Source organism: Marinitoga piezophila KA3, from assembly GCF_000255135.1.
Lineage (GTDB): Bacteria > Thermotogota > Thermotogae > Petrotogales > Petrotogaceae > Marinitoga > Marinitoga piezophila.
The window spans coordinates 471,224-495,978 of sequence record NC_016751.1; the positions used below are offsets into that span (position 1 = coordinate 471,224).

At 30.0% G+C, this 24,755-nt stretch carries 27 protein-coding genes; 18 read left to right on the top strand and 9 right to left on the bottom strand.

The features are described 5' to 3' along the window. Positions 1-12: 12 nt before the first annotated feature. Genes ychF through MARPI_RS02315 form a run of 3 tightly spaced genes read right to left on the bottom strand, consistent with a single transcriptional unit; the run spans position 13 to position 2,989 of the window. Positions 13-1,092, bottom strand: a complete 1,080-nt coding sequence (ychF, locus tag MARPI_RS02305) for a redox-regulated ATPase YchF (RefSeq protein WP_014295985.1) — start codon at positions 1,090-1,092, stop codon at positions 13-15. Next, entirely contained in the window at positions 1,089-1,478 is a 390-nt protein-coding gene (tsaE, locus tag MARPI_RS02310; protein WP_050899148.1) for a tRNA (adenosine(37)-N6)-threonylcarbamoyltransferase complex ATPase subunit type 1 TsaE, read from the bottom strand. The genes ychF and tsaE overlap by 4 nt, the downstream gene beginning before the upstream one ends. Positions 1,479-1,516: 38 nt before the next feature. Next, positions 1,517-2,989: an FGGY family carbohydrate kinase gene (locus tag MARPI_RS02315; protein WP_014295987.1), complete on the bottom strand. Its 1,473-nt coding sequence runs from the start codon at positions 2,987-2,989 to the stop codon at positions 1,517-1,519. Positions 2,990-3,293: 304 nt separating this feature from the next. On the opposite strand from MARPI_RS02315, the gene MARPI_RS02320 reads away from it, so the two are divergent. The 13 genes from MARPI_RS02320 to MARPI_RS02380 are packed head-to-tail and all read left to right on the top strand — an operon-like array spanning position 3,294 to position 15,276. Next, on the top strand, positions 3,294-3,947 hold the full coding sequence (locus MARPI_RS02320; protein WP_014295988.1) for a CoA transferase subunit A: 654 nt from the start codon (positions 3,294-3,296) through the stop codon (positions 3,945-3,947). Beyond that, positions 3,947-4,597, top strand: coding sequence for a 3-oxoacid CoA-transferase subunit B (locus MARPI_RS02325; RefSeq protein ID WP_014295989.1), 651 nt, complete (start codon positions 3,947-3,949; stop codon positions 4,595-4,597). Before MARPI_RS02320 ends, MARPI_RS02325 begins: the two co-directional genes overlap by 1 nt. Before the next feature lie 3 nt (positions 4,598-4,600). Beyond that, positions 4,601-5,002, top strand: coding sequence for a 3-aminobutyryl-CoA ammonia lyase (gene kal / locus MARPI_RS02330; protein ID WP_014295990.1), 402 nt, complete (start codon positions 4,601-4,603; stop codon positions 5,000-5,002). Further along, positions 4,995-5,813 (top strand): 3-keto-5-aminohexanoate cleavage enzyme, encoded by an 819-nt coding sequence (gene kce, locus MARPI_RS02335; protein WP_014295991.1) that lies wholly within the window; start codon positions 4,995-4,997, stop codon positions 5,811-5,813. Before kal ends, kce begins: the two co-directional genes overlap by 8 nt. A gap of 13 nt (positions 5,814-5,826) precedes the next feature. After that, entirely contained in the window at positions 5,827-6,861 is a 1,035-nt protein-coding gene (gene kdd / locus MARPI_RS02340) for an L-erythro-3,5-diaminohexanoate dehydrogenase (RefSeq protein ID WP_014295992.1), read from the top strand. Between the two features lie 35 nt (positions 6,862-6,896). After that, positions 6,897-8,186, top strand: coding sequence for a lysine 2,3-aminomutase (gene kamA, locus MARPI_RS02345; protein WP_014295993.1), 1,290 nt, complete (start codon positions 6,897-6,899; stop codon positions 8,184-8,186). Continuing rightward, complete coding sequence (locus MARPI_RS02350) at positions 8,183-8,590, top strand: MaoC family dehydratase (protein WP_014295994.1); 408 nt, start codon at positions 8,183-8,185, stop codon at positions 8,588-8,590. Before kamA ends, MARPI_RS02350 begins: the two co-directional genes overlap by 4 nt. 17 nt (positions 8,591-8,607) lie before the next feature. Continuing rightward, positions 8,608-9,585 (top strand): lysine 5,6-aminomutase reactivase subunit KamB, encoded by a 978-nt coding sequence (kamB, locus tag MARPI_RS02355; RefSeq protein ID WP_014295995.1) that lies wholly within the window; start codon positions 8,608-8,610, stop codon positions 9,583-9,585. Next, on the top strand, positions 9,573-10,925 hold the full coding sequence (gene kamC / locus MARPI_RS02360) for a lysine 5,6-aminomutase reactivase ATPase KamC (protein WP_014295996.1): 1,353 nt from the start codon (positions 9,573-9,575) through the stop codon (positions 10,923-10,925). Before kamB ends, kamC begins: the two co-directional genes overlap by 13 nt. Further along, complete coding sequence (kamD, locus tag MARPI_RS02365) at positions 10,918-12,474, top strand: lysine 5,6-aminomutase subunit alpha (protein WP_014295997.1); 1,557 nt, start codon at positions 10,918-10,920, stop codon at positions 12,472-12,474. Before kamC ends, kamD begins: the two co-directional genes overlap by 8 nt. Beyond that, positions 12,471-13,271 carry a lysine 5,6-aminomutase subunit beta gene (gene kamE, locus MARPI_RS02370; RefSeq protein WP_014295998.1) on the top strand — a complete coding sequence of 267 codons (801 nt, stop codon included), beginning with the start codon at positions 12,471-12,473 and terminating at the stop codon, positions 13,269-13,271. Before kamD ends, kamE begins: the two co-directional genes overlap by 4 nt. A 26-nt stretch (positions 13,272-13,297) precedes the next feature. Continuing rightward, entirely contained in the window at positions 13,298-14,035 is a 738-nt protein-coding gene (gene fabG / locus MARPI_RS02375; protein ID WP_014295999.1) for a 3-oxoacyl-[acyl-carrier-protein] reductase, read from the top strand. A 35-nt stretch (positions 14,036-14,070) separates the two neighbouring features. After that, positions 14,071-15,276, top strand: coding sequence for an acetyl-CoA C-acetyltransferase (locus MARPI_RS02380; protein ID WP_014296000.1), 1,206 nt, complete (start codon positions 14,071-14,073; stop codon positions 15,274-15,276). 62 nt (positions 15,277-15,338) lie between these two features. Here the strand turns inward: MARPI_RS02380 and MARPI_RS02385 are convergent, their stop codons facing one another. From MARPI_RS02385 to MARPI_RS10910, 6 genes are read right to left on the bottom strand one after another with little or no spacing between them, the layout of a single operon-like run. After that, the gene (locus MARPI_RS02385; protein ID WP_014296001.1) at positions 15,339-16,388 is read right to left on the bottom strand and encodes an ABC transporter permease; all 1,050 of its coding nucleotides are present in this window, start codon (positions 16,386-16,388) and stop codon (positions 15,339-15,341) included. Then, positions 16,381-17,526, bottom strand: a complete 1,146-nt coding sequence (locus MARPI_RS02390) for an ABC transporter permease (protein WP_014296002.1) — start codon at positions 17,524-17,526, stop codon at positions 16,381-16,383. The genes MARPI_RS02385 and MARPI_RS02390 overlap by 8 nt, the downstream gene beginning before the upstream one ends. An 11-nt stretch (positions 17,527-17,537) precedes the next feature. Then, positions 17,538-18,440, bottom strand: a complete 903-nt coding sequence (locus tag MARPI_RS02395) for an ABC transporter ATP-binding protein (protein ID WP_014296003.1) — start codon at positions 18,438-18,440, stop codon at positions 17,538-17,540. A gap of 59 nt (positions 18,441-18,499) precedes the next feature. Beyond that, positions 18,500-19,876 (bottom strand): S41 family peptidase, encoded by a 1,377-nt coding sequence (locus MARPI_RS02400; protein ID WP_014296004.1) that lies wholly within the window; start codon positions 19,874-19,876, stop codon positions 18,500-18,502. Further along, positions 19,876-20,736: a LiaF transmembrane domain-containing protein gene (locus MARPI_RS02405; RefSeq protein ID WP_014296005.1), complete on the bottom strand. Its 861-nt coding sequence runs from the start codon at positions 20,734-20,736 to the stop codon at positions 19,876-19,878. Before MARPI_RS02405 ends, MARPI_RS02400 begins: the two co-directional genes overlap by 1 nt. Beyond that, positions 20,733-21,146, bottom strand: a complete 414-nt coding sequence (locus MARPI_RS10910; RefSeq protein WP_014296006.1) for a PspC domain-containing protein — start codon at positions 21,144-21,146, stop codon at positions 20,733-20,735. The genes MARPI_RS02405 and MARPI_RS10910 overlap by 4 nt, the downstream gene beginning before the upstream one ends. A 158-nt stretch (positions 21,147-21,304) precedes the next feature. On the opposite strand from MARPI_RS10910, the gene MARPI_RS02415 reads away from it, so the two are divergent. The 5 genes from MARPI_RS02415 (at position 21,305) to MARPI_RS02435 (ending at position 24,646) form a co-directional block, all read left to right on the top strand. Then, the gene (locus MARPI_RS02415) at positions 21,305-21,841 is read left to right on the top strand and encodes a hypothetical protein (RefSeq protein WP_041638453.1); all 537 of its coding nucleotides are present in this window, start codon (positions 21,305-21,307) and stop codon (positions 21,839-21,841) included. Positions 21,842-21,990: 149 nt separating this feature from the next. Then, positions 21,991-22,620: a hypothetical protein gene (locus tag MARPI_RS02420; protein WP_148265130.1), complete on the top strand. Its 630-nt coding sequence runs from the start codon at positions 21,991-21,993 to the stop codon at positions 22,618-22,620. Next, a complete protein-coding gene (locus MARPI_RS02425) occupies positions 22,621-23,580 on the top strand; it encodes a calcium/sodium antiporter (protein WP_014296008.1) in 960 nt (319 codons plus the stop codon). It abuts the gene before it with no gap. A 12-nt stretch (positions 23,581-23,592) separates the two neighbouring features. Next, on the top strand, positions 23,593-24,276 hold the full coding sequence (locus MARPI_RS02430; RefSeq protein ID WP_014296009.1) for a metal-dependent hydrolase: 684 nt from the start codon (positions 23,593-23,595) through the stop codon (positions 24,274-24,276). A 94-nt stretch (positions 24,277-24,370) separates the two neighbouring features. Next, entirely contained in the window at positions 24,371-24,646 is a 276-nt protein-coding gene (locus MARPI_RS02435; RefSeq protein WP_014296010.1) for a thioredoxin family protein, read from the top strand. Positions 24,647-24,755 lie beyond the last annotated feature (109 nt).

Here is a 24,755-nt window from a genome sequence, read left to right on the forward strand (position 1 = left end):
CTCCATAAACACTTAAGCATTTGCTCTTATGGTTAATATTTCTCCATCTTCTACAATTTCTTCTTTACCAGCTAATCTCCATAATCCTGCTTTTTTCACTTCATCTTCGCTTCCTAGTCTTATTAAATCATCGTAGTGCATTACTTCTGCTTTTACAAAACCTTTTTCAAGATCTGAATGTATTTTACCTGCTGCTCTTTTCATTGTAGTTCCTTTATTAATTGTCCATGCTCTTACTTCATCTTCACCAACTGTAAAGAATGTGATTAAACCTAAATGATCATATACTGTTTTAGACAACCTATCGATTCCTGGTCTTTCAATTCCCAATTCTTCCATAAATTCTTTTCTTTCTTCTTCGTCTAATTCTATGAGGTCTGCTTCGGTTTTACCACATATTTCAATATATGCAAAATTTTCTTCCTTACATGTTTTCATTAATTCTTCTTTTCCTGGATAATTCTTTTCCATCAATTGATTTTCATCAACATTTACAACTACGATTATTGGTTTTAATGTAAATAATGCAAGAGAGCTTATTAATTTTTTATCTTCATCTGATAATTCAACCTTTGATGCAAATTTTCCATCTTCAAGTACAGGTTTAATCTCTTCCAATATTTTTACCTGTCTCTCTTCCTCTTTGGTAGGTTTCTTCTTTTTATTTTGTTCTATTAATCTTGATAATCTATTTTCAACTACTTCAAGATCTCTAATTATCATTTCCGTTTTTAATGTATCAAGCTGATCTAAAGGTGTTTCTGAACCTTCTGGAAATGGAACTGAATCATTTTCAAATGCCCTAATAACAAGTATAATTGCATCAACAGTTTGTATCATCTGTAAGATTCTATTTTTTTCTTTTCTATCGGCTGAAGGATTATAACTTGGAATATCTATAAAGTTCAATGTTGCATATACTGTTTTTTTAGGATTATACATTTCTGTAAGTTTTTCAATCCTTTCGTCTCTAACATTAGCAATTCTTTCTTCTGCATCTTGCTTATATGTTCCGTCATATGGTTTATTTGTCAATAACGAGAATATTGTTGTTTTTCCTGTCATAGGTAACCCTAAAATTCCTATCTTCATTGTAATTCCTCCTTTATTTTTTCAAATGTTTTTTCGTATTTTTCTCCAACATATGATATTTCTATATCTCTATATTCTATATTTTCATTGTAATATAATTGTATTTTTAGATATTCGTCAGGCATATAATATTCTAATCTTTCAGGCCATTCTATTAAATATATTCCGTCAGAATCATCGAATAAACCTACATAAGGTATTTCCTCTGGATCAGATAACCTGTATAAATCCGCATGATATATTTTTACAGAATTTTCATATATTCTAACTAACGCAAAAGTGGGTGATGTAACGTTTATCTCTTCATCACCTAAATAACTTCTGATAAATCCTTTGGTAAAAGTAGTTTTTCCTGTACCTAAATCTCCATATAAAAGGATATTCATTCCAGGAAATGTATATTCTGCTATTACTCTTGCTATTTCTAAAAGTTTATGTTCGTTGATTTTATCCAGCCTTTTGATCTTAATACTGCCTCCTTCCAGATATAATAATCCCTTTCTAATTTTTCATTCTCTTCTGGCATTATCTTTATACCTGAAAATTGCAAATTTTTTATTTCATTAATAGAAAGATTTTCTGAACCAATTGCTGCCATAAATGCTGCACCTAATGCTGTTATCTCCTGAAATTCTGGAACAAATATCTCTGCATTTAACAAATCACTTTGTATTTTCATCAATAATTTATTTTTTGTAGCTCCACCATCAACATTCATTTTTTTAATCTTTGTCCATACTGCTTCCTGCATTGAGTCTATAACATCTCTAACACTAAAAGCTACTGATTCCAAAGCAGCCCTGATTATATTTTCTTTTTTAGTACCTCTGGTTAACCCTATTATTAAACCTCTTGCATCTGCATCCCAATATGGTGTTCCAAGACCACTTAATGCTGGAACAATATAAACTCCTCCGTTGTCATTATCAAGAGAATATTTTTCAAGATCAGGATAATCATCTATAATCTCTATATCTTTTAACCATTTAAAGAATGCACCAACGGTAAATATACTTCCTTCAAGAGAATAAATAGTTTCATCTTTAATTTTCCAACCAATTGAAGTTAATAATCCTGGATGTGGTTTGGGTGGGGTATTACCTGAATTCATTAATACAAAAGCACCTGTTCCATAAGTACATTTTGAATCACCAATTTCAAATGCTCTTTGTCCAAATAATGCAGATTGCTGGTCACCAATCATTCCATAAATTTTTGGGCCAAATTTCGTTTCAATTCCACCTTCAATAGCTGTATTAACCAACTGAGGCAGAATATCTTTTTTAATACCAAATGTGTTTAATATTTCATCATCCCAATCTAATGTATGTATATTTAACAATTGCGTTCTGGAAGCATTTGAAAGATCACTAATATGTTTTCCAGAAAGTTTAAATGCCAACCAGGATTCTATTGTTCCCACTTTTAAATTTCCATTTTCATATGCTTCTTTAACTGCTGGAACATTTTCTATCATCCACACTATTTTTGAACCTGAAAAATATGGATCCTTTACCAATCCTGTTTTCCTCTTTACTTCATTCCAGAATGATGCAGAATATCTATTAATTAATTCATCTGTCCTCCTACATTGCCATACTATTGCTCGAGTTAAAGCTTTTCCTGTGTTTTTATCCCAGGCTACAACAGTTTCCCTTTGATTTGTAATTCCAATCCCAATTATTTCATTCCAGGATATATTGTTCTTTTCTAAAACTTCTAACATTGTTTCTTCAGTTTTTTGATACAATTCTTCAGCATCCTGCTCTACCCATCCAGGTTTTGGATAATACATATTTATTTCTTTTTGAGAAAAGTCTATAAGGTTAAATTTTTCATCAAACAATAACGTTCTTGTACTGCTTGTTCCCTCATCAATTGCAAGATAGTAAGCCATTTTTCTCCCCCCTAAAAAATTATGATTTTTATAATTTAATTATAACACAATCTCTTCATATTTTATTTACTTTATGAAAACTCTGCTTCTTTTTTCACAATGTTCTAAAAAAATTTTTTATTTAGCTATAGTTCTATGTAACAATTTGTGAAAGTGAGAAAAGATTCATTTCACATAATTAAGAATGATTTAAGACTATTAATAATGATTATTTAGTTGAAACTATATTTTTATCTGTTTGTAAAAACTGATATAATATGAATGAAATATTTTTCATCGAAATTTAAAAAAAGAGGTGATTCAGTTGAAAGTTGTTAAGGCGGAAGAGGCCATTAAAGTTATTAATGATGGCGATTCAATTATGATTGGAGGATTCTTAACAATTGGAACTCCAGAAACGCTTATAGACGAAATTATTAAGCAAAAGAAAAAAGATTTAACAATTATCTGTAATGACACATCCTTTGAAACAAAAGGAATCGGAAGACTTATATACAACAAACTTGCTAAAAAGGTTGTAACTTCACACATTGGAACAAATAAAGAAACACAGAGACAGATGATTGAAAAAGAACTTGAAGTTGAACTTGTTCCTCAGGGAACATTAATAGAACAGATAAGAGCAGGTGGAGTTGGTCTTGGCGGCATTCTTACCCCTACAGGTATTGGAACTATTGTTGAAGAAGGAAAGCAAATAATAGAAATTGATGGAAAAAAATATATTCTTGAAAAGGCAATAAGAGCAAAGGTTGCACTTGTTAAAGCCAAAAAAGCTGATCATCTTGGAAACCTTACATTTTCATTTACTGCAAGTAATTTTAACCCTATAATTGCAATGGCAGCAGATACTGTAATTGTTGAAGTAGATGAATTGGTTCCAGTAGGTACAATTACACCTGAAGAAGTGCAATTCCCTGGAGCACTTGTTGATTATGTTGTAATAAGGGGGAGAGAATAATGAATGCAAAAGAAAGAATTGCTAAAAGAGTAGCAAAAGAATTTAAACCAGGAAATATAGTAAATCTTGGAATTGGATTACCAACATTAGTTGCTAATTACGTTCCAAAAGATATGAATATATTCTTTCATGGAGAAAACGGTGTATTAGGAATTGGATCTGAAGTACCAGAAGAAATTGCAAATCCTGATTTGACAAATGCTGGCGCAAAATATATTGATACCTTACCAGGTGCAATGGTGTTTGATACAGCATTTTCATTTGCCTTAATTAGAGGAGGTCATCTCGATTTCACTGTTTTAGGAGGGTTACAGGTTGATGAAGAAGGTCATTTAGCAAACTGGATGGTTCCAGGAAAATTAATTCCAGGTATGGGTGGAGCGATGGATCTTGTTACTGGAGCTAAAAAGGTTATAGTAGCTATGACTCATACAGCAAAAGGAAAACCTAAAATAGTAAAAAAATGCGATCTCCCTCTTACTTCAGTTAGAAGAGTAAATTTAATAGTTACTGAATATGCTGTAATAGAGCCTGTTGATAATGGTTTATTATTAAAAGAAATTGCTCCAGATATTACATTAGAAGAATTAAAAGAAATAACTGATGCTGAACTTATAATTCCAGAAGATTTAAAAACGATGGAGGTTTAAAATATGGGTGAAAAAGTAATGATAAGAGTAAGAATGAGTTTACATGATGCACATTATGGTGGAAATCTTGTTGATGGCGCGAGAATTTTACAACTCTTTGGAGATGTGGCAACAGAACTTTTAATAAGACACGATGGAGATGAAGGATTATTTAAAGCATATGACAATATAGAATTTATAGCTCCTGTATATGCAGGTGATTATATAGAAGCAGTTGGAGAAATAGTAAAGGTTGGAAATACATCAAGAAAAATGGTGTTTGAAGCAAGAAAGGTAATTGCTCCAAGACCAGATATCTCTGATTCAGCTGCAGATTATCTTGAAGAGCCTATAGTTGTTTGTAGAGCAAGTGGTACATGTGTAGTACCAAAAGACAAACAAAGGAAGGGAAAAGAAAATGGATAAATTGATAATCACAGTTGCTTTAACAGGTGCAGAGGTTACAAAAGAACAACAGCCAAATCTCCCTGTTACACCTAATGAAATTGCAGAAGCTGCTTATGAATGTTATCTTGCAGGAGCATCAATTGCCCACGTTCATGCAAGAGATGAAGATGGAAAACCCACACAATCCTATGAAGTATATAAAGAAATAAAAGAAAAAATAGAAGCAAAATGCAATATGATTTTTCAACCATCTACTGGGGGAGCGGTATATCATACTTTCGAACAAAGAAAACAACCACTTGAATTAAATCCAGAAATGGCAACCCTTTCTGCTGGAACAACAAATTTTGGTGAAGATGTATTTATGAATACGCAGGAATACATGGAAAAATTTGCAGCAGAAATGAAGGAAAGAGGAATAAAACCGGAAATAGAAGTGTTCGAAAGAGGTCATATTGCAAATGCGTTGAGATTGGTAAAAAAGGGTCTGCTAGATATGCCTATCCATTTTGATTTTGTTATGGGGGTTCCTGGAGCTATACCTGGAGATATTGAGGATTTGGTATATCTTGTTAGCCGAATCCCGCAGGGAAGCACATGGACAGTTGCTGGAATAGGGAGATACGAACTTCCACTTGCTGTTCATGCAATATTAATGGGGGGACATGTAAGAGTTGGATTTGAAGATAATATCTACTATAAAAAAGGAGAATTGGCAAAATCCAATGCTCAATTAGTAGAAAGAATTGTAAGATTGGCAAAAGAATTGGGGAGAGAAGTAGCAACACCAGATGAAGCAAGAGAAATTTTAAATATAAAAAGAAAATAATGGAGGGAAAATAATGAAAAAAGGTTGTCCATTTGGTACACACAGAGTTATAGAACCAAAAGGATTATTACCACAAGCAGCTAAAAAAATTGATAACACAATGGAAATTTATTCTAATGAAATATTGATTGATGTAATTACATTAAATATCGATTCAGCAAGCTTTACTCAAATCAAAGAAGCATGTGATCATGATGTAGAAAAAATGGAAAAGATGATTCTTGACATAGTAAATGAAAGAGGAAAAATGCAAAATCCAGTTACAGGTTCTGGTGGAATGTTAATTGGTATAGTTAAAGAAATTGGACCTGATTTTCCAGACAAAAAATTAAAGGTTGGAGACAAAATCGCTACACTTGTATCTTTATCCTTAACACCATTAAAGATTGAAAAAATCAAAAAGATTAACATAGAAAATGACCAGGTTGATATTGAAGGACAGGCAATATTATTTGAAACTGGATTATATGCAGTATTGCCAGAAGATATACCAGAAAAATTAGCTCTTGCAGCATTAGATGTTGCTGGAGCACCAGCACAGGTAAACAAGCTCGTAAATGAAGGAGATACTGTTTGTATTATCGGTGGTGGAGGAAAATCAGGGGTATTGTGTTCATATCAGGCTATGAAAAATGCTGGTAATACTGGAAAAGTTATAGTTGTAGAATATTCAGAAGAGAATGCCAAAAGAATTAAAGATATGAACCTTGCACATGAAGTAATTGTTGCAGATGCTACAAAACCTGTAGACATATATGAAAAAGTATTAGATGTAACAGGAGGAAAATATTGTGATATCACAATAAATAACGTAAATGTACCAAATACCGAAATGTCATCAATATTAATAACAAAAGATGAAGGTACAGTTTATTTCTTCTCTATGGCAACATCATTTACAAAAGCCGCACTTGGTGCTGAAGGTGTTGGAAAAGATATAACAATGATTATAGGAAACGGATATACAAAAGGACATGCTGAATTAACCCTTGATATTTTAAGGGAATCAAAGGAAATTAGAGAACTGTTTGAAAAATTATATATTTAAATATCAAAAAAGAAGAAAAGAAAGGAGACGTTAAAATGGCTAAAAGGCGACATTATACAGAAATACCATTATGGAAAGATGTAACGGAAGAGGAATGGAATGATTGGCACTGGCAAATGAGAAACAGAATAACAGACGTTGATACATTAAAACAGGTAATAAACCTAACTCCCGATGAAGAAGAAGGAATAAGAAATGCATTAAAAACATTAAGAATGGCAATTACACCATATTATGCGTCATTAATGGACCCAGATGATCCAAAATGTCCAATAAGAAGACAGGCAGTACCAACATCTAAAGAATTGGTAAAAAGCATGTGGGATATGGTTGATCCTCTTCATGAAGATGAAGATTCACCTGCACCTGGATTGACACATAGATATCCTGATAGAGTACTTTTCTTAATTACAGATATGTGTTCAATGTATTGTAGACACTGTACAAGAAGAAGATTTGCTGGACAAACAGATGCACATAAAAGTATGGATGATATTAACGCAGCAATTGAATATATAAGAAATACACCACAGGTAAGAGATGTATTATTATCTGGTGGAGATGCTTTAATGGTTGGGGTACCAATGCTTGAATACATCATTAGTGAACTTAGAAAGATACCTCATGTCGAAATTATAAGAATTGGGTCAAGAACACCTGTTGTATTCCCACAGATAATTACAGATGAATTGGTAAATATGTTAAAGAAATACCATCCAATATGGTTAAACACACATTTCAATCATCCAAAAGAAATTACACCAGAATCAACTGAAGCAGTTAGAAAACTTGTAGATGCAGGTATTCCTGTTGGAAATCAGACAGTATTATTAAGAGGTGTAAACGATAGCAGATATATCATGATGGCATTAATGCATGAATTGGTAAAAATAAGAGTAAGACCTTACTACATCTATCAATGTGACCTTTCACAGGGAATAGAACACTTCAGAACATCTGTTGCCAAAGGTCTTGAAATAATGGAATCATTAATAGGACATACTTCTGGATTCGCAGTTCCATCATTTGTTGTTGACGCACCAGGTGGCGGAGGTAAGATTAGATTAATGCCAAACTATCTTATTTCTCAAACAGATCATACAGTTATCCTGAGAAATTATGAAGGCGTAATTACAACATATCATGAACCAGAAGATACTTCAACAGATGTAGATGATTCAGAATATAGAGAAAAATATAAATGGTACGGTGTAGCGGGATTATTTGATAATAAAGAAAGAATCAGTCTTGAACCAAGCCATCTTGAAAGACATGAAAGAGCTAAATTGAGGGAAAAATATGAACATTTGGGTGATAAAAAATGAAGTATGATGAAATAAAATTAGGTCAGATATATGAAGTAAAAAGGAAAATAACAGCACATATGGTTGAAACCTTTGCCGAGATCACAGGGGATAAAAACCCTGTGCATCTCGATGAAGAATATGCAAGCAAAACAATATTTAAAAAGAGAATCGCACATGGAATTTTAAGTGTAGGTTTAATTTCAGCTGTTTTGGGAATGGAATTTCCAGGCCCTGGAACAATATATATGAAGCAGGATACAAAATTTTTAAAACCTATATATATCGATGAAGAAATCACAATAAAAATAACAGTAAAAGAAAAAATAGAAGCAAAATCAAGGCTATTGCTTACAACTCAAATTTTCAATGAAAATGGTGATATTGCTGTAGATGGAGAAGCACTTGTATTATTTAAAAATTAATAAGGGAGATTTGCAAATTGGAATATAAAAGCGTCTCTGTAGTTGGTCTCGAAAAAAATACGGGAAAGACCGAAACATTAAATTACATTATAAAACATATAAATAAAAAACTCGGATTAACCTCAATAGGTATAGATGGTGAATCCATAGATCAGGTAACCTCTACACCTAAACCAGAAATTGAAATAATAGAAGGAACAATATTTGCTACTGCCGAGAAATTCTACAGACAAAAAAGATTCCTTGCTGAAATATTAAGCATTGAAGATATACGTACATCTATTGGAAGAATAGTAATTGCAAAAGCTAAAGAAAGAGGAAAGATTATATTAGCAGGTCCTCAAAACACAAAAAATATAAAGAAAGTGATTAATAAAATGCTTGAGCTTGGGGCTGAACAGGTTTTGGTAGATGGGGCGCTATCAAGGCTCAGCCCCGCTTCTCCCACTATAACTGACGCAATGATTCTTGCAACAGGAGCAGCATTAACAATAAATATAAACGAATTAGTAAAAAAAACAAAGCATGTGGTAGAAATGATACAACTTGAAAAATATAACGGTAAAATTCCAGAAGTAGAAGATGGAGTATATGTTATAGATAATAATAAAATAACAAAATTGCCCATAAAATCATTACTATCCTTTAAATCGCTCGACAAACATATATTGGAATATGGTAAAAAGATATATATAACAGGTGCATTAACCGATAAATTCCTTGATTATCTTACAAAACAAAAGGGATTAAACGAAACTGAAATAATAGTAAATGATTTCACAAAGATATTCATAACCCCTGAAACATACAGAAGATTTATAAAAAAAGGGGGAAAGATATCGGTATTGCAAAAAACAAATTTAATTGCAATAACAATAAACCCATATTCACCACGAGGCTATATGCTTGATTCAAAAGTAATAAAAGAAAGATTAAAAGAGCATATAAACCTTCCAATAATAAATGTAAGGGAAGATGAATTATGGTTGAATTAGAATATCTTTTTAAAAAACTGGAAATAATAACCCCTCTGGGACAAAAATTTTTAAGAAATATAGAATTTCTTAAATCAAAAGATGAAATAAACAATGAAATTATCAAGCTTGAAAAAGCTATAAAAGCTTATGAGAATAAAAAAGATACAATAGAAAATATAAAACTAAAATTAATGAATATAAAGGATATCTCTGGAACAACTGAAAGATTAAAATCCGGTTATATACTTGACGATATTGAATTATTTGAATTAAAATCATTTGCTCTTACATATGAAGAAATTAAAAAAATAAATCCTTTGGATTTTCTTTCATTTCCAACTCTAAATGAAGTAATAAATATCCTCGATCCAGATGGAAATAGATTATCAACATTCTATATCTATGATTCATACTCACATGAATTATCAGAAATAAGAAAAAAAAGAAAAAAGACTGATAATGAAGAAGAACGAGAACAACTATATGAATTAGAAATGCAAATTGAAGATGAGATAAGAGAAGAACTTTCTAAGAAATTAAGAACGTATGCTTCTGATATAGAACAGGGATTGAGAGATATAGCGGAATTGGATTTTACAATTGCTAAAGCTTATTTTACCAAAAAGTTTAATCTTACAAAACCGGAAATATCAGAAACATATGAAATAAAAGGGATGTTTAATCCTGTTATAAAAGAAAAACTGGAAGAAGAAAATAAAGAGTATCAGCCCGTTGATATAACCTTAAAACCCGGAGTTACATTAATTACCGGAGCCAATATGACAGGAAAAACAGTAATATTAAAAACCATAGCTTTATTGCAAAATTTGTTTCAATATGGATTTTATATACCAGCAAAAAGCGCAAAACTATATCCTGTCAATAAAATCTTTCTTATTTCCGGCGATTATCAATCATTATTCTCAGGGCTTTCATCATATGCAGCAGAAATGCTAAAAATTAACGAAATACTAAAATATATCAAAACTGATGAAAATGCTCTTATACTCCTTGATGAACTTGCAAGAAACACGAATCCACATGAAGGCAAATTAATAGTAAAGGGCGTCATAGAAATATTAAACAATAAAAAATCCATATCTCTTATCACTACACACTTTAATAACGTTGCAGATAAAGGGATTAGAAAACTAAGAATAAAAGGAATAAAAAAGGAAAAACTAACAGAAAATATAAATCCTGAAAATATAACCGAAATAATCGATTATTCATTAATCGAGGAAAACGAAGAAATAGTTCCTGAAGAAGCAATAACAATAGCCAGACTTTTGAATATTGACAAAGAGTTACTCGATACTATTGAAAGAATAAAAAAGGAGGAAACATTCCATGAGTAAATTAGGACTTGATTTTAAAAAGGTTGAATATGCAAGAAGTCTTGCAAGGAAAATAGCTGAAGATGTTCAAAATTTCGTAGATAAACGTTCCACAGTTTCAGTAGAAAGAACTGTATGTAGATTATTGGGAATAGATGGAGTAGATGAAAATGAAGTTCCATTACCAAACGTAGTTGTAGACCATATAAAAGAAAAAGGATTATTAAAAGAAGGTGCTGCTTATTTAATTGGAAATGCAATAATAGAAACAGGCTATACACCACAGGAAATAGCTGAAAAAATAGCAAAGGAAGAACTTGACCTTTCAAAATTAAAAATAAATTCTGATGACAAAATTAGAGAAGCTATTGAACCTTATGTGAACTCAATGATAGAACTTATACAAAATAATAGAAAAAAGAGAAATGAATATATAGAAAAACTCGGAGAAGGTCCTCAGCCATATTTATATGTAATTGTTGCAACAGGAAATATATATGAAGATGTTGTTCAGGCCCAGGCTGCAGCAAGACAGGGTGCAGATATAATTGCTGTTATTAGAACTACTGGTCAGAGTTTGCTTGATTTTGTTCCATATGGCCCTACTACAGAAGGATTTGGTGGAACAATGGCAACACAGGAAAACTTCAGAATAATGAGAAAAGCTCTTGATGAAGTTGGAGAAGAGGTTGGAAGATATATAAGACTCGTTAATTATGCATCAGGATTATGTATGCCAGAAATTTCAGCTATGGGAGCTATTGAAAGATTAGACGTAATGCTTAATGATGCATTATATGGAATATTATTTAGAGATATAAATATGCAAAGAACAATAATTGACCAATACTTCTCAAGGGTAATAAATGGTTTTTCCGGCATTATAATAAATACTGGCGAAGATAATTATCTTACAACAGCTGATGCCTATGAAGAAGCACATACTGTATTAACTTCAGATTTAATAAATGAGCAACTCGCTTTAATGGCAGGAATACCGGAAGAACAAATGGGATTAGGACATGCATTTGAAATGAATCCTGACCTTACAAATGGATTTTTATACGAATTGGCACAGGCACAGATGCTAAGAGAAATATTCCCTAAAGCACCTTTAAAATATATGCCACCAACAAAATATATGACAGGAAATATTTTCAGAGGTCATGTTCAGGATGCATTATTCAATGTTATATCAATCTGGACACATCAGGGAATTCAATTGCTTGGTATGTTAACAGAAGCAATACACACACCATTTATGTCAGACAGATATCTTTCAATTGAAAATGCAAGATATATCTTCAATAACCTAAAAAATATCGGTGATGAAATAGAATTCAAAAAAGATGGAATTATCCAGAAAAGAGCACAAAAAGTACTCGATGAATCAATAGAATTACTTGAAAAAATGGTAAAAGATGGATTGTTTGTTTCTCTTTCAAAAGGCACATTTGCAAATATCAAGAGACCTATAGACGGCGGTAAAGGTTTAGACGGTGTATTTGAAAAAGGAACACATTACTTTAATCCATTTATCAAAAAGATGTTGGAGGCGGAAAGACCATGAGTGGAGGATTATATTCAACAGAAAAAAAGAATTTTGATAAAACATTAAACTTAAAGGCAATAAAACCATATGGAGATACTATGAACGATGGTAAAGTACAATTGAGCTTTACTTTGCCAGTTCCAGATGGTGATGAAGCTGTAGAAGCTGCAAAACAGCTTATGAAAAAAATGGGGCTCGAAGATCCAATGGTTGTATATCATAAAGAACTTACAAAAGACTTTACATTTATAATTGCTTACGGAAGCTGTACGCATACAGTAGATTACACAGCAATCCATGTTCCAAAGGTTGAATCAACAACATGGTCAATGGAAGAAACAGATGATTTTATAAGAAAAAATATCGGAAGAAAAATAAGAGTAATTGGTGCAAGTACTGGAACAGATGCACATACAGTTGGAATAGATGCAATTATGAACATGAAAGGATATGCAGGGCATTATGGCCTTGAAAGATATGAAATGTTTGAAGCTTTAAATCTCGGCAGTCAGGTTCCAAATGAAGAATTTGTTGCAAAGGCTATAGAGTTCAATGCAGATGCATTACTTGTATCCCAGACAGTAACACAAAAGGATATTCATATAAAGAATCTTACAGAACTTGTGGAAATATTGGAAGCTGAAGGAATAAGGGATAAAGTAATTCTTATAGCCGGTGGTCCAAGAATTACACATGAACTTGTAAAGGAAATAGGTTATGACGCAGGATTTGGTCCAAATACATATGCTGATGATGTTGCTTCATATATTGCACAGGAATTATACAGAAGAATACAGGAAGGAAAAAATAAATAATTCAACATAAATGGGAGGTTGAAAAAATGAGAATGGAAGGAAAAGTATGTATAGTAACAGGTGGAGCAAGAGGTCTCGGAAAAGCAATGGTTGAAAAATTTGCAAAAGAAGGCGCAAAAGTAGTATATGCTTGTGATTTAAATGAAGAAGCATTAAAAGATTTAGAAAAAGAATATTCAAATGTAAAGGGTTATGTATTAAATGTAACCGATAGAAAAGCAATAGAGGAGTTTAAAAATAAAGTAATGGAAGAAGAAGGACATGTTGACGTACTTGTAAATAATGCTGGTATAACAAGAGATGCATTAATTCAAAAAATGTCAGAAGAAGATTGGGATATTGTAATTGATGTAAACTTAAAAGGTGTGTTCAATATGACACAATTCTTTGCACCTGAAATGATGAAAGCCGGAAAAGGCGCTATTGTAAATATTTCTTCCGTAGTTGGTATTTATGGAAATGTTGGTCAAACAAATTACGCAGCAACAAAAGGTGGTGTAATTGCAATGACAAAAACATGGGCAAAAGAATTTGCAAGAAAGGGTGCTCAGGTAAGGGTTAACGCAGTTGCACCAGGATTTATAAAAACTCCTATGACAGAAGTGGTACCTCAAAAGGTTATAGACTATGTTGTAAGCAAAACACCTCTTGGAAAAATGGGGGATCCTGAAGATATAGCAAATGCCGTATGTTTCCTTGCAAGTGATGAAGCTAAATTTATAACAGGTCAAGTACTTGGTGTAGATGGAGGACTTATACTTTAAAAATAAATAAAAGTAAAAAAAGGGGGAAATAAATAATGAGTAAAGTATATATTGTAGGTGCAAAAAGAACAGCAATTGGAAGTTTTCTTGGAACATTAAAAGACAAAAAAGCAGCTGAATTAGGTGCTGTCGCAATAAAAGGTGCTTTAGAGCAGGCTGGATTAAAACCTGAAGATGTTGATCAAACAATAGTTGGTAATGTATTAATGGCCGGTCAGGGTATGGGACCAGGAAGACAGGCTGCAATATACGCAGGAATTCCTGTAGACAGACCTGCATATACAGTTCATATGGTATGTGGAAGCGGTATGAAAGCAATTATGCTTGGCGCAAATGAAATAAAACTAGGTAATTCAGATATTGTTGTAACAGCTGGTATGGAAAGTATGTCAAATGCTCCAATGTTATTACCAGCAAAAGCAAGAGCCGGATTAAAATTTGGAAACATTGAAATGATTGACCATATGGTATACGACGGATTAACAGATGTATTTAATCAATATCATATGGGAATTACAGCAGAAAACCTTGTTGAAAAATACAATCTTACAAGAGAAGAACAGGATGAATTTGCTGCAACAAGTCAGCAAAGAGCTGAAAAAGCAATCAAGGAAGGAAAATTCAAAGATGAAATTGTTCCTGTAGAAGTAAAAACAAGAAAAGAAACAATAATATTTGATACTGACGAATATCCGAGATTTGGAACTACAAAGGAAACACTTGCAAAACTTAGGCCAGCATTTAAAAAAGATGGTTCAGTAACAGCAGGTAATTCTTCAGGAATCAACGATGGTGCAAGTGCAATAATCCTTGCTTCAGAAGAAGCCGTAAAGAAATACGGTTTAACTCCATTAGCAGAAATAGTTGCATATGAGCAAGGTGGCGTTGATCCAAGTATAATGGGAATTGGTCCTGTTGCAGCTATAACAAACCTTGTTGAAAAGAAAGGCATAAAGTTAGAAGCAATGGAATTATTGGAATTAAATGAAGCATTTGCAGCACAATCATTAGCAGTAATAAAAGAACTCGGAGAAAAATATGGCCTTTCAAAAGACTGGTTTATGGAAAGAACAAATGTAAATGGTGGAGCTATTGCTTTAGGACATCCAATAGGAGCCTCTGGAAACAGAATCACCGTTACATTGCTTTATGAAATGAAAAAGAGAAATCTCGAATATGGTCTTGCTTCATTATGTATAGGCGGCGGAATGGGAACTGCTATGGTAATTAAGAATTTATAATAAACATAAAAAAGAGAGGGGAGATAATTCCCTCTCTTTTTATTTTTTTTGCTATTTTTATCTCACTTTTCCGGCATTAAGAATTTTTTTGATGCAATTATGAGAAGAAAAATTCCTGTTATTAACAAGACGATATTTAAAAAAACAAGATATTGAATTTTCATATTGTCAATTCCAAATGTATAACGAATTCCATCTATAACATATTTTGTTGGAAGTATATAGGATAATGGTTGAAAATATTTGGGTAAAAATTCTATAGGGAAATATACTCCGGAAAAGAACATCATTAATGTAAAGAATGCAGAAGCAGCATTCTGTGCTGTCTCAGTATTTTTAAAAAAGAATAAAAACAATAAGCCAAGCCCCATCATTCCAAATGTAGCATTTAAAGCTAATATAATATACGCATTCCAATTAACTGTTATTGTAGAAGAAAATATTATTTTTCCGGCATATATAAGTATTATTGAGGAAATAAATGTCATAAAAATTCTTGATATTGAAAATCCAATCACAAATTCAATTGGATTCATTGGAATTAGTATAAAACGTTTTAATATATTCTGTTTTTTATATTTCCCAAACAATGTAATAACAGAAAACATTCCATTTGAAAGTAAGGAAATCCCAATTAAACCAGCTAAAAGAAAGTCTATATATTTATGCTCTTTTTCAGTTGTTAATACTTTATTTTCTCTGACAACTATATAATCATTTTTAATATTAGAACGATTTTTTATAAGTAATTTTTTTAAGGTTAACTCGAGAAAATTTATATCCTGAGAATTTTTTATATCTGAAGAATTATAGAAAATAATTGCATTATATTCCGAAATATATATTCCAATATTTGCTTTTCCTTTTTTTACTGAATCTTTTACATCGTTTTCAGACTTTTCCGGAATTACATTGTATATTTTATCTAATTCATTTTTATAATAGTTACTATCAGCATATAATGCAACAATAGACTTAGAGTTTTGCTGTTCAAAAACAAAACCAAAAATAATAAGTAATATTACAGGAAAAAATATAACAAAGAACATATCCCCTTTATTTTTTATTATATCTCTGGTGATGTATTTGCTTAAAATATAAATCTTATTCATATCCCATCACCTTCCTATATTTTATTGAAAACGCCATAAAAGACATAATAATCCATAGCATCGGAACTATTATTAGCCAGGCATTTGAAATAGGAGATATATTCATTCCTATTGTTCTTCTCATACCTTCTACAAGATATGTAATAGGGTTTATATATACTATCCATTTTATTGCCCAGGGAATATTAAATACAGGAAAATATAATCCCCCTAAAAACATAAATATTTGAAAAAGAATATTTAAAATTGACATAGTTGAACTAATATTTTTCGAAAATGCTGTTATTAACAATCCAAAAGAAAAAATAGTAATTATAGAAAAAAGGTATAAGAGAAAAAATCTTACAGAGAAAAATTCTGAAGAAACATGCATTATAATTCCAGCTAAAAATAAAAATATGCTGGATAACATTACTATAATTAAATCACTTAAAAGTATACTCAAGAAATATGTAAAACCATTTACCGGTGTGGTTAGCATTTTCTTGTTAATGCCAGAATCCCTCGAAAATAATATGTCATATGGAATTGAAAAGAATCCTATAGACATTATGGACATAATCAATATTCCCGGAAATAAAAAATCCCTATATCTAAAAACATCTTTTGAATCTATAGCAATTTTTTTTATTTCAGGCTCTTTTATTTTTTTTACATTTTTTATTATCTCTATATTTGAGTATTCAAAAAAGATTTTTGATATTTCCTTTAATATTTCTGAGTTATTTCTGCCTTCTACATAATATATATCCACATTTGCTTCTTTTTGTTTTATTCCAAACAATGAAGAATTAAGATTTAAAGAAAAATCATCTGGAAAGTAAATTATAATATCCAATTTTTTATTTTTCAATTCATTTAATGCTTCATCTAAAGTATTTATATTTTCTGTTTTGAAATTTGTATGTTTAAGCATTTGAGAGATAATGGTTTTCCCAAATCCTGTAAGTTTTTTTTCATATACAATTCCTGCTTTTAATGAATTAAAAGAAAGGTCTTCACTATAATTAATATTATCAAAAATCATTACAAAGATAACAAAAAGAACCACAGGAAAGATAAATGCCCAAAAGTAACTATCAAACGATCTAATATTGTTTTTTAACATTGATTTAGTCAATATGATTAATTTAGACATAGTCATTCACCTCAATCCCTTAATGAACGACCGGTAAGATGTAGAAAAACATCTTCAAGATTTGGTTTTCTTATAGTTAAGTTATCAACAGTAATTTCTGATTTTTTTGTTAAATTCAATATTTCAAATAATACTTTTTCAACTTCATTTGTTTCTATTTCCACTTTTTCATTCGTAACATTTATTTCTCTAAACTTATCTAAAAAAAGATCAGGTGTTTTTGTTTCAAATGTAATAATTGATTTTTTATTTAGAGATTTAATTAATTCATTAACACTGCCATTTGCAATTATTTTTCCATGATCTATTATGTAAACTCTATCTGAAAGATATTCAGCTTCTTCCATATAATGTGTGGTTAAAACTATGGTTTTACCAGCTTTTTTAAGGTTTAAAACAATTTCCCATATATTTCTTCTTGACTGTGGGTCAAGTCCTGTAGTTGGTTCATCGAGAAACAGTATATCAGGATCATTGATTAAAGCAACGCCTATAGCAAGACGTTGCTTTTGACCACCGGACAATTTCTTTACTTTTGAATTTTTCTTTTCATTTAATGACATAATTTCAAGTATTTCATCCGCTTCTCTGGTTTTGGGATATAAACCTTCAAACATTTTTAATGTTTCATATACTGTAAGGTTATCAAAAAAAGCACTGTTTTGTAATTGAACACCTATTCTTTGTTTTATGTAATTATCCGAAGGGTCAGTATATTTATCAAAATATATTATTTCTCCGGAATCCTTTTTTCTAAGTCCTTCTATAATTTCAAGTGTAGTGGTTTTTCCTGCACCATTTGGGCCTAAGAAAGCAAACACTTCACCTTCGTATACATCAAAGGAAATGTCATCTACAGCCTTAACATTTTTATAATACTTTTTTAAGTGCTTAATCTCAATTATTTTTTTCATACTTTCACTCTCCAGGATAATCTAGACTATATAAAAGCTCTATTCATATTATAGAAAATTTACTTTTGAGATGAATTTATAATTTCTATTACCTTCTCAAGTTGAGGATTCCTTTTATTTATAATATCATTTATAGTTGTAAAAACTGTTATATCTGGATATAAAGCATCTTCATCATTTTTTGAGGTATCAGGACGAATAAATCTTTTAAATGAAACTGTAAATGGTATTCCAACTTCTGGTGTCTGAAAATATAAAATATCTCCATAATGTGAAGGTTTATTTCCGGTTGGTTCTCCTACTAACATTGCTATATTATTATCTCCCAATACAGCAGCAAACCAATTACCACTACTATATGTTTTTCCAGAAATAAGTACATAAATTTTCCCTTTAAATAATAAAGATTTATCTTCTATTTTTTCATTAAGTTGAATTGACGGTAAATATTTCTTATATCCAGTTCCATATATTTTTCTTTGTTTTTCCACAGGTTTGGAGAATCTTATTTCAGCACCATATGTTTTATATTTTTCAATATCAATATATTTTAAAAATTCATCTGTCACAAGAGAATTTCCACCTAAATTATATCTTAAATCAACAACAATATTTTTAATATTATTTAGTGAAACATCTTTAAAAAACTTAAATAAGATTTCTTTATAATGTTCATCATATATACATTTCTTTATTTTTAATATGCCAATATTTTTAGAAATATCTATTTTATAAGATATCCAGTCTGATTTTTGTTTATGAATTCCTTTGTATTTTTGTAATTTTATATTGAATGTCTTTATATCATTATTTCTCATTATTGTTAATTTAATAACTCCATTATCTATTAAATTTAAATATCCCAAATATAATTCTGAAGAAAGTATACTTCGGGCATTTTGTTTTATCCAAAAATCATTTTCTGATGGAATTATTTTTCTTAGTTCTTTTAAAATTTCCTCGGATGATTTATTATTTATTGTAAGTATTTTATCTCCTTTTTTTAATTCATAAATATTATCCAACGCATATATACCATCATTAAGCCATATAATAGGAAAATCATAAAATATATAATTTGTAAGAGATGGAAATACAAGATGAGTGTGAGAATCTTTAATTGAACATATTATTTCATTTAAAATAAAATAAAAATCAAATACTTTCATTGGTTGAGTTATCTTATTATATGCATTTTTTATTATTTTTTCCTGTTCATCTGAAAATCCAGAATAAGTAGAAGGATGAACTTCTTTTAAAATATTAACCAGATAATCAATATCCTTTTTCATCTGCTGTGGTGTAACTTTTGTATCAATTGGTAATATCTTTCTGTTATCATAACTCTGTCTATAATTATCGTTTATTGCCTCAATACCAAAAAATATTGTTGAAAAAAAGAATAATATATAAAAAACTACTATTCTATTTTTCATTAATTTCCCACCTCTCCTACAATTTTCAATGAGATACTTGAAACTCCACTATCAGAAATAATTCTTATATCTGGATTAATATCTGTTTTTATCAATCCAGAATCAATATGAGTATTTTTCACCAAACCATCAAGAGAATAAAAATATGTGCTGTTTTCTGGTATTTTCAAAGATAATTTCAAAGCTCCGCTATCTGTATTTATTACAAGCGGAATGTTAAATCCTTCTCTTATTTCTCCTTTTATATTAGCGGCACCAGCGTCTATTGAAATTTTTTCTATATTATTATATTGTTCTTTTAATTCAAAGTTAGCGGCACCTGCATTAATATCAAAATTATATGTATATTTTGAAGGAAGATCCAAAATAATTTTATATCCGTTTTTTAAAAAAGTATCAGAATTAATCTTTATTACATTACCATTATTCATTATTTCAAGAGGTTCAGGACCATAATATGTTCCTTCTATTTTATCTATATCATCTCTAATATTTACTTTTACAGTTACTGCAGAAAAATCCATTTTAAAGGTTTTATTCTCATACTCATCTGGCAATATTTCAAAATAATTTTTTTCATATTTCTCTTCATTATAATCAAATGAAAAAGATGTATCAAAGGTATTTTTATTCCAGAATAATAAGAGTAAAATAAATATAATTCCAACTACAGTATTAAGATGCTTCATCCATTTTAGCTTTTTGGTTGAAGATAATATGGAAATTCCTATCATAATAAAAATAAACGGCCAGAATCTTGTGAAATTGAAAACTATTCTTGTAAATAAATCAATGTCAAAACCATTTAAAATAAGAAAAATACCCATTAATACGAAAAATATCCCCATTACATATTTCATCTTTTTTCACCCCATTCATTGTAGATTAAATATATACCCAAAAATACAAGTATTATACCTGCTATTAGAGCTGAAGAAAAATGAACAATTTCAGGAAAAAAATTATAAAGTATTTGAAGTATTCCAATTATAATAAACGCTGAGCCTATAAATATGCTTTCCATCTCTCTATTTCTCTTTTTATAGTTTTTTCCTTCAATAGTTTCAGTTTCAAACTTGTTATTTAAAGGTTCCGTAGGGATTATTAACCACGCAATAATATATACCCATATTCCAATACCATTACTTAAAAATAAAGCTATACATATTAACCTTACTATAATAGAACTTATATCAAAATATTCAGCAATGCCACCACAAACTCCTGCAACTACACGATCCTTTCTCGAACGATAAAGTTGTTTTCTCACAATCTCCACCCCTTTTAAAATTAATTAACAATTATATTTTACACCTAAATATTATTTTTTTTATAAGTTTTCCGACATAACGTTCATTTTTTTATTTGAAATGTCATATTTTTGTTTTATAATATAATTATAGAAAGAAAAACTTTCGGAGGTGAATTATGAACTTGAATTTTCTTGTTTTGCAGTTTAACCCTTTAAATTCCCTTGAAGAAAATATAGAGTTTATTGAAGGAATGGTAGATTTTGTTTATCATAAAAATCCTTCTTTTATGTTTATAAACGGAAATGCTTTTAAAAATGGTTCTATAAACGATGATGAATTAGAACAAATATCTGATTTCCTATCAGCAATTGCAGACTATAATAATTTAACAATTATTACAGGGCAATTTTATCAAAAGAAATATCAATTACTTATTCAAAAACCTTTTGAAGAATTGGAAATAAAAAAAGATTTTGAATTAAAATTGAATAGCGGCAAAATAATTGCTGTAAATTCAAATATTGAAGATAATAATAAAAAATTAAATGTAATTATAAATCCTAATTTTGAAATTGAAAATATCGATAATATAAAGGCTTTTGAAAATTATGTATATTTAACTCAACCGCATCTTGGAAAAACACATATAAAAATAGGTGATAAAAAATGGGTTGGTGGAAATCTCGAAGGATTTATCTCTTTCTCCTGGTAATTTTTCTATTTCTCTTTAACTTTATAATTTTTAAAAAGGATAGCATTACCATAATTAATTTAAATCCCTTTGAAACTATAGAGTTTTTCAATGGGAAAAATTTTACTGAATATAATTTTGGAATAAAAAGAATAAAAATAGATGAAATTATGCTTATTAATTTTCAGAAAAACTATACTATACATATACCAATTAAAATAAACACTGATTTTGAAGTAAGAAATACAAATAAGTTATATATTGCATATTCAATTCCTGAAAATAAAATTCTTTTAGATAATACTAAAATATATTATGAAGATAATTTCGATGTTTCTTATATAACAGAGGGAATTATTTTCCTAAAATCAGTAAATATTGAACTTCCAGAAGAGTTATATATATTTAATAATGAATATGCACAATCCTTTTTTCTTTATCCGAACTATATATTTCTAAGAAATATCGATTTCAAAAACGGTATTTTTGTGCACGAACTCTCGCACTATGTTTTTGGATATAAAATACAAAAAAAGAAAAAAAGTGATATATGGCCTGAATTAATTGCTGAAGCAATAAGGTTAAACTATTTAAAATCAACAAACCGAAATTTGTATAAAAAAGTTATTGAAGATAAAGATAAAAGTGAGGATATATATAGTAAAGTTTTAGATTATCCTATATTGGTGAATAATATATATCAATTTATATCTACTTTTAAAGAACAATATTATAATAAAAAGATGTCTGATGATGAGTTTTTTAGTCTTTTGAATAAATACAGAAGGGAGATGGAATAATTGTTATTGGATTTTGTCCTTGTAGTGATTGGAATGATTTTACTAATAAAAGGTGCAGATTATCTTATTAGCGGTGCTGTTGGCTTTTCAAGAAAAATGGGAGTTTCAGAATTATTTACAGGACTAACATTAGTTGCTTTTGGCACAAGTGCTCCAGAATTATTTGTTAGTATAAGTGCTGCTTTTAAAGGTTCAGCAGGTATTGCTTTAGGAAATGTAATAGGAAGTAATATCGCAAATATTGCTTTAATTCTTGGGCTTTCATCGATGGTTAGAAAGAGCATAATAAAAAAAAGCACTTTATTATATGAAATACCGTTTGTTATTCTTATTTCTATGACATTGTTATTTATGTTGCTTGATGGAAATAGTTCTCTCTCAAATTACGATGGTTTTATGCTACTTACATACTTAATTATATTTATAGCTTATATGTATAATATGGCAAAAATGGATAAAACCTTTCAGGAACAATTTTCTGAAGAATTAAATGAAGTAGAAACTAAAGATATGTCCTGGGGTAAAATTACATTCTTATCATTGCTTGGTATTGTAATGTTGGCTATTGGTGGAGACGTAACTGTTAATGGAGCATCAGGACTGGCTATAGCGATGGGATTGTCCGAAACACTTATTGGTGTAACTATTATAGCTTTAGGAACTTCTTTACCAGAACTTGTTACAAGTATTATCGCAGCAAAAAAAGGAACAAACGATATTCTTGTTGGCAATTTAATAGGTTCTAATGCTTTTAATATCTTAGTTGTTCTTGGAATTTCTGCAAGTATTCATCCAATTGTACCTGATAGAAATGTAATATTCGATGCTTATTATATGGTTGGAATAATAATATTAACAGAATTATTTATGTTTAGAAAAAGAGAAATGGGATTTTTTAAGGGGTTAATTTTGTTGTTGTTATATTGTATATACATTGGAATCAGTATTAACATCGGCTAAGGAGGGGATACTATGAAAGTAACTTTTATCGGGCATGCTACAGTATTAATAGAAGGAAGCAAAAAGTTTATTATTGACCCTTTTCTCAATGACAATCCACAATCAACACTAAAAGTTGACGATGTAAAAGAATTAGATTATATTCTTGTAACGCATGGTCATTTAGATCATCTTGGAAATACAGTAGAGCTTGCGAAAAAAACTGGAGCAGTTGTAATATCAAACTTTGAAATTTGTGAATATCTTGGTTCAAAAGGAGTAAAAAATATACACCCAATGCATATAGGAGGAAGAAAACAATTTGATTTTGGTTCATTAAAAATGACCCCTGCTTTACATGGTTCTGGAATTATAGAAGGAGATAAAATAATATATGGTGGTAATCCTGGAGGATTTATTGTAGAAATAGATGGAAAAAAGATTTATCATGCTGGTGATACAGGATTAACTAAAGATATGGAATTATTGGAACTTGAAAATATTGATATTGCATTCTTACCTATTGGCGGAAATTTCGTAATGGATGTTGAAGATGCAGTAATTGCAACAAAGATGATAAAACCAAAAGTAGTAGTTCCATTCCATTATAATACATGGGATATTATCAGTGCTGATCCACAGGCATTTAAAACAAAAGTAGAAAGTCTCGGAGTAAATTGTGAAATTTTAAAACCAGGAGAATATATTGAATTTTAAATTTCAAGCACTGTTAACAAAATTTCTTTAATATTTAAAGTCTATTTGTTAAAATCCCCCTGAAAGAAAAAATAAAAAGTAAGGGGGTTATGAAATGATAAAAGCTATGTACTTTGCAAACAAAACATGCAGAACATGTAAGGCATTATGGCCAAAGGTCGAAGCTTTAATGGCAGAAAACAATATTGAAGTAGAATATGTGGATATTGATGAAAAAATGGAAGTCGCAGGTCAAATGCTTGTTTTCTCTGTACCAACACTTGTATTTGTTGATGAGGATAATAAAGAAATTACACGTTTCTATAGAAACTTTGGTATGCATGAAGTTCAGGCATTTGTAGACAGATATATGGAAATAATAAACTCATAATTTTATAAAAATACCGCCAGTTGAAAAATCTTCTGGCGGTATTTTTTATTTTCTCAAAAACTTTTTGAATTTTAATTTCTGTTTTTGTAACTTAAAATGGTATAATATA